The following is a 4,198-nucleotide window of genomic DNA, read 5'->3' on the forward strand; positions in this document are numbered from 1 at the left end:
CCCCACGCCCCCCCGGCGACTGTCGTCCAGCCAGGTCAGCGCGGAGGTCTCCACCACCGAGATCCACGACCGCAGCAGCAGCCCCAACCGCGGTCCCGGCCGATCGATCCCCAACTGCTCGACGATGCTGCGGTAAGCAGCCCGCCGCACTTCGTCCACGATCGCGGTGGTGCGCTCGGTCTCGGTGGCGGAGCCCCCCCGCAGCAGTGCTCCGTACCCCGCGGCGTGGTCGCCGACGAAGCCGAAGTACTGGTCGAGCACATGCCCGAGCCGTTCCGCCGCCCCGCCGTGGGCGGGCGCGGTGAAGCGGGACGAGAGCTCGTCCGCGGCGGTACGCAGCGCGGCTTCGTACAACTGCTGCTTGCCGCCCGGGAAGTAGCGGTAGACCAGGGGCCGGGAGGCCTCCGCCGCGGCGGCCACGTCGTCGAGCGAGACCTCCTCCGGGGCGTGCCGGCTGAACAGCTCCAGTGCCACGGCGATCAGTTGCTCCCGCCGCTGCTCGATCGTCAGCCGCCGGTACGGCGCCCGCTTGGCCCGGGGAGCCCGCTGCGACCGCGGCGGTGGTGGTGGCTGCGCGGGCTGGTCGACGGCGGCATCCATGCCCCTCAGCCTATGCGGAGGGGCCGACGGCTCAGCGCAGCAGTCCGGACCTGCGCCACGCGGCGCGGTCCAAGGCGCTGTGGATCACGCCTATCTCCTCCAGGAAGGCCGTCAGCTTCTCGGCGGACCAGCGCATGGTCTCCCTGCGGTGCTCGCTCTCCCTGGCCTGCTTGACGGACTCCTCGACGTTGAGGCCGACCGCCGCGTACACGCCGGGGTGCACCAGGGCCCGGGCCACCACCACCGAGGCCTCGCCGGAGACGGTGCGGGTGAACTGGCGTTCCCAGGCCGGGCAGGCGGCCATCTGCCGGCGCAGCTCCTCCCGGGCGTAGCGGACGTGCCGGGCCTCCTCCACCACATGGATCCTGGTGATGCCGCGGACCAGCGGCTGCACGCTCTCGTCCGGGAAGGTCTGCCGCTGGATCCGGTCCAGGATCTCCTCCACCAGCAGGGTCGCGGTGAAAGCGCCCGGGGTGGTCGCGGTGGTCTTCAGCACCCGGCCGAGGAAGCGGGTGGTCCCGCCGGGACCGTAGTAGGGGGTGCCCAGCTTGGTGACCATCCGGGCGAACATCTTGGAGTGCCGGCACTCGTCCGCCATCTCGGTCAGCGCATAGCTGACATGGCGGCTGCGCGGGTCCATGTCGTAGATGTGCCGGGCCAGCAGCTGCATCAGGATCACCTCGAACCAGACCCCTGCCGAGGCCAGGCTGGCCGCCTCGTGCCGGGAGAGTTCGATCCGGCGCTCCTCGGAGAGCCGGTCCCAGATCGGCGTGCCGTAGAGGGAGACCATCCGCTCGGGCAGGAACCACTTGCCGGGTTCGAGCGGAGCGTCCCAGTCGAGCTCGGTCTCCGGGTCGTACGAGTGCTTGGCCGACGCCTCCAGCAGGCGTTCGGCCACCTGCTCACGGTCGGTCAGCAGTGCGGACCCGCTCTTCTCCGCCATCACGACGCCCTCCCTGGGTCGGCCGGTTCCCTGTTCTTATGAGACTGCATGTCAGCAAGAGCGTCAATCCCCTTCCGGGGTCGGGCGTGCCCCTGCTGCGGGGGCCGCGCAAAGCACCACAATGTCGTCATGACTTCGGAGGGGACGACGCCAGGGGCGCCACCTGGGCCGACACGCCCGGGACGGGCGCGCCGACGGGCGGCGGCGGTCGGCCGCTACTACCGGGGCGCCCCGGGGACCTGCCTCTACCTGCTGATCCTCGGCGCCAACACCTTCGCCCTGGTGCAGATGTCGCCGAGGTTCAGGAAGTACTTCCTGTTCAGCCACAGCACCAATCTGATCGAGCTGCGGCACCATCCGGTCAAGGCGCTGATCAGCAGCGCCTTCTGGACCGAGACCCCCAGCTTCGCCTTCTGGTTCCTGCTCTTCTCGCTGTTCCACGTCCCGGTCGAACGCTGGCTGGGCACCCTGCGCTGGCTCGCGGTCGTCCCCATCGCGCATGTGCTGGCCACCCTGGTCAGCGAGGGCGCGGTGAGCGTCCTGATCAGCATGGGGAAGCTGCCGCACAGCACCACGCACACCATCGACATCGGTGTCAGCTACGGCCTGTCCGGCTCGGTCGGCGTGCTGACCTGGTTCTTCGCCCGCCCGCTGCGCTGGTGGTACCTGGGCGCGGCGACGGTCTTCTTCGTCCTCCTGTTCGTCGTCGAATGGGACTTCACCAACCTCGGGCACCTCACCGCCTTCCTGCTCGGCGTCGCCTGCTACCCGATCACCCGGGGCGTTCCCGGCGGGGACCGGCGCCCGCCGTGGCGCCCCTCCTGGCCCCCGCGGCTGCGTTCGCACGGCCGTGCGGATGCCGACAACCCGTCACCACTGCGCAGTGGTGCGACAGGATGAGGGCATGGCCGACTCAACGGAACAGCGCACCCCCCGTCAGCTCGCCGACGCCTATGTCGACGCCTACGCGGCCCTCGACCCCGGCGTCGCCGCGAGCCTCGGCGTCAACCTGGACGACGACCGCCAGCCCGACCTCTCCCCGGCCGGCTTCGAGGCCGCCGACGAGCTGGACCGCCGCACCCTGGAGGCGCTCGCGGCCCTGCCGGGGCCGGTCAGGGCCGACCCCGCCGAGGCGGCCTGCGCCCGGCTGCTGGCCGAGCGGCTCGGCGCCCGCCGGGCCGTCCACGCGGCCGGGGACCACTTCCGTTCGCTGAGCAACATCGCTTCGCCGGTGCACCAGGTCCGGCAGGTGTTCACCACCGTCCCGACCGCCACCGAGCAGGACTGGGCCGTCGTCGCCGGGAAGCTGCGCAACACCCCGGCGGCACTCCAGGGATACCGGGCCACACTGACAGAGGGCCTGCGGCGCGGGCTGTACTCGGGGCCGCGCCAGGTGGAGACGGTGATCGGGCAGCTCGGCGGCTGGCTCGGCAGCAGTGGAGCAGGCACCGGACAGGGCAGCGCGGGCAGCTGGTTCGCCGACTTCGCCGCCCACGGCCCCGACGCGCTGCGCCCCGAGCTGGACCGCGCCGCCGCCATGGCCACCGCCGCCACCGCGGATCTCCGCGGCTGGCTGCGCGACAGCTACGCCCCGGCCGCCGCGGGCGCCTCCGACATCGCCGGGCGCGAGCACTACCTGCGCTCCTCGCGCTACTGCACCGGCGCCGACCTCGACCTGGACGAGGCCTACGCCTGGGCCTGGACCGAGTTCCACCGGCTGGACGCCGAGATGCGGACCGAGGCCGACCGGGTCAAGGCCGGGGCCGCACCGCTGGAGGCCGTGGAGCACCTGGAGCGGCACGGCCACGCGGTCAAGGGTGTCGAGGGCATCCGCAGCTGGCTGCAACAGCTGATGGACGAGGCCGTCGACGCACTCGACGGCCCCCACTTCGACCTGGACGGACCGCTGCGCCGCGTCGAGGCGATGATCGCCCCCGCCGGCAGCGCCGCAGCGCCCTACTACTCCCGGCCCAGCCTGGACTTCACCCGCCCGGGCCGGACCTGGCTGCCCACCATGGACCGGGAGACCTTCCCGACCTGGCAGCTCGTCTCCACCTGGTACCACGAGGGCGTTCCCGGCCACCACCTGCACCTGACCCAGCGGATGCGCTGCGCCGACACCCTGTCCCGGTTCCAGATGACCCTGGGCAGCGTCAGCGCCGAGACCGAGGGCTGGGCGCTGTACTCCGAGCGGTTCATGGACGAGCTCGGCTTCTTCGCCGACCCCGGGCGCAGGCTCGGCTTCCTGGACGAGCAGATGCTGCGCACCATCCGGGTGATCATCGACATCGGCATGCACCTGGAGCTGGCCGTCCCCGCCGACTCCCCGTTCCACCCCGGCGAGCGCTGGACGCCGGAGCTGGCCACCGCCTTCATGGCGGCCTACAACGGCAGCCCGGCGGAGATGCGGGAGAGCGAGATCGTCCGCTACCTCGGCTGGCCGGGGCAGGCCATCGGCTACAAGCTCGGCGAGCGCGCCTGGCGGGCCGGCCGCGATCTGGCCCGGCAGCGGCACGGGGCCGGCTTCGACCTGAAGGCCTGGCACATGAAGGCGCTGTCGCAGGGAGCGTTCGGGCTGGACGACCTGACGGACCAACTGGCCGGGCTCTGAGTCCCGGGCCCCAACCCCCGGGCCCCAACCCCCGGGCCCAACCC

Annotated in this window: 4 protein-coding genes; 2 read left to right on the forward strand and 2 right to left on the reverse strand. The window is 72.3% G+C overall.

Annotated elements, in window-relative coordinates; all coding sequences use genetic code 11:
- Both TR46_RS37525 and TR46_RS37530 read right to left on the reverse strand, forming a co-directional pair.
- Positions 1-600, reverse strand: a 600-nt coding sequence (locus TR46_RS37525; protein ID WP_052433477.1) for a TetR/AcrR family transcriptional regulator, incomplete at its 3' end; no start/stop codon positions are given.
- A gap of 31 nt (positions 601-631) precedes the next feature.
- Entirely contained in the window at positions 632-1,543 is a 912-nt protein-coding gene (locus TR46_RS37530; RefSeq protein ID WP_042411803.1) for an AurF N-oxygenase family protein, read from the reverse strand.
- A gap of 129 nt (positions 1,544-1,672) precedes the next feature.
- Between TR46_RS37530 and TR46_RS37535 the strand changes: the two genes are divergently transcribed.
- Together TR46_RS37535 and TR46_RS37540 are read left to right on the forward strand one after the other, a co-directional pair.
- Positions 1,673-2,443, forward strand: coding sequence for a rhomboid-like protein (locus TR46_RS37535; protein ID WP_152626943.1), 771 nt, complete (start codon positions 1,673-1,675; stop codon positions 2,441-2,443).
- Between the two features lie 4 nt (positions 2,444-2,447).
- Complete coding sequence (locus TR46_RS37540; protein ID WP_042411807.1) at positions 2,448-4,154, forward strand: DUF885 domain-containing protein; 1,707 nt, start codon at positions 2,448-2,450, stop codon at positions 4,152-4,154.
- The last annotated feature ends 44 nt before the right edge of the window (positions 4,155-4,198 follow it).

The sequence above is a fragment of the Streptacidiphilus carbonis genome (assembly GCF_000787775.1).
GTDB lineage: Bacteria > Actinomycetota > Actinomycetes > Streptomycetales > Streptomycetaceae > Streptacidiphilus > Streptacidiphilus carbonis.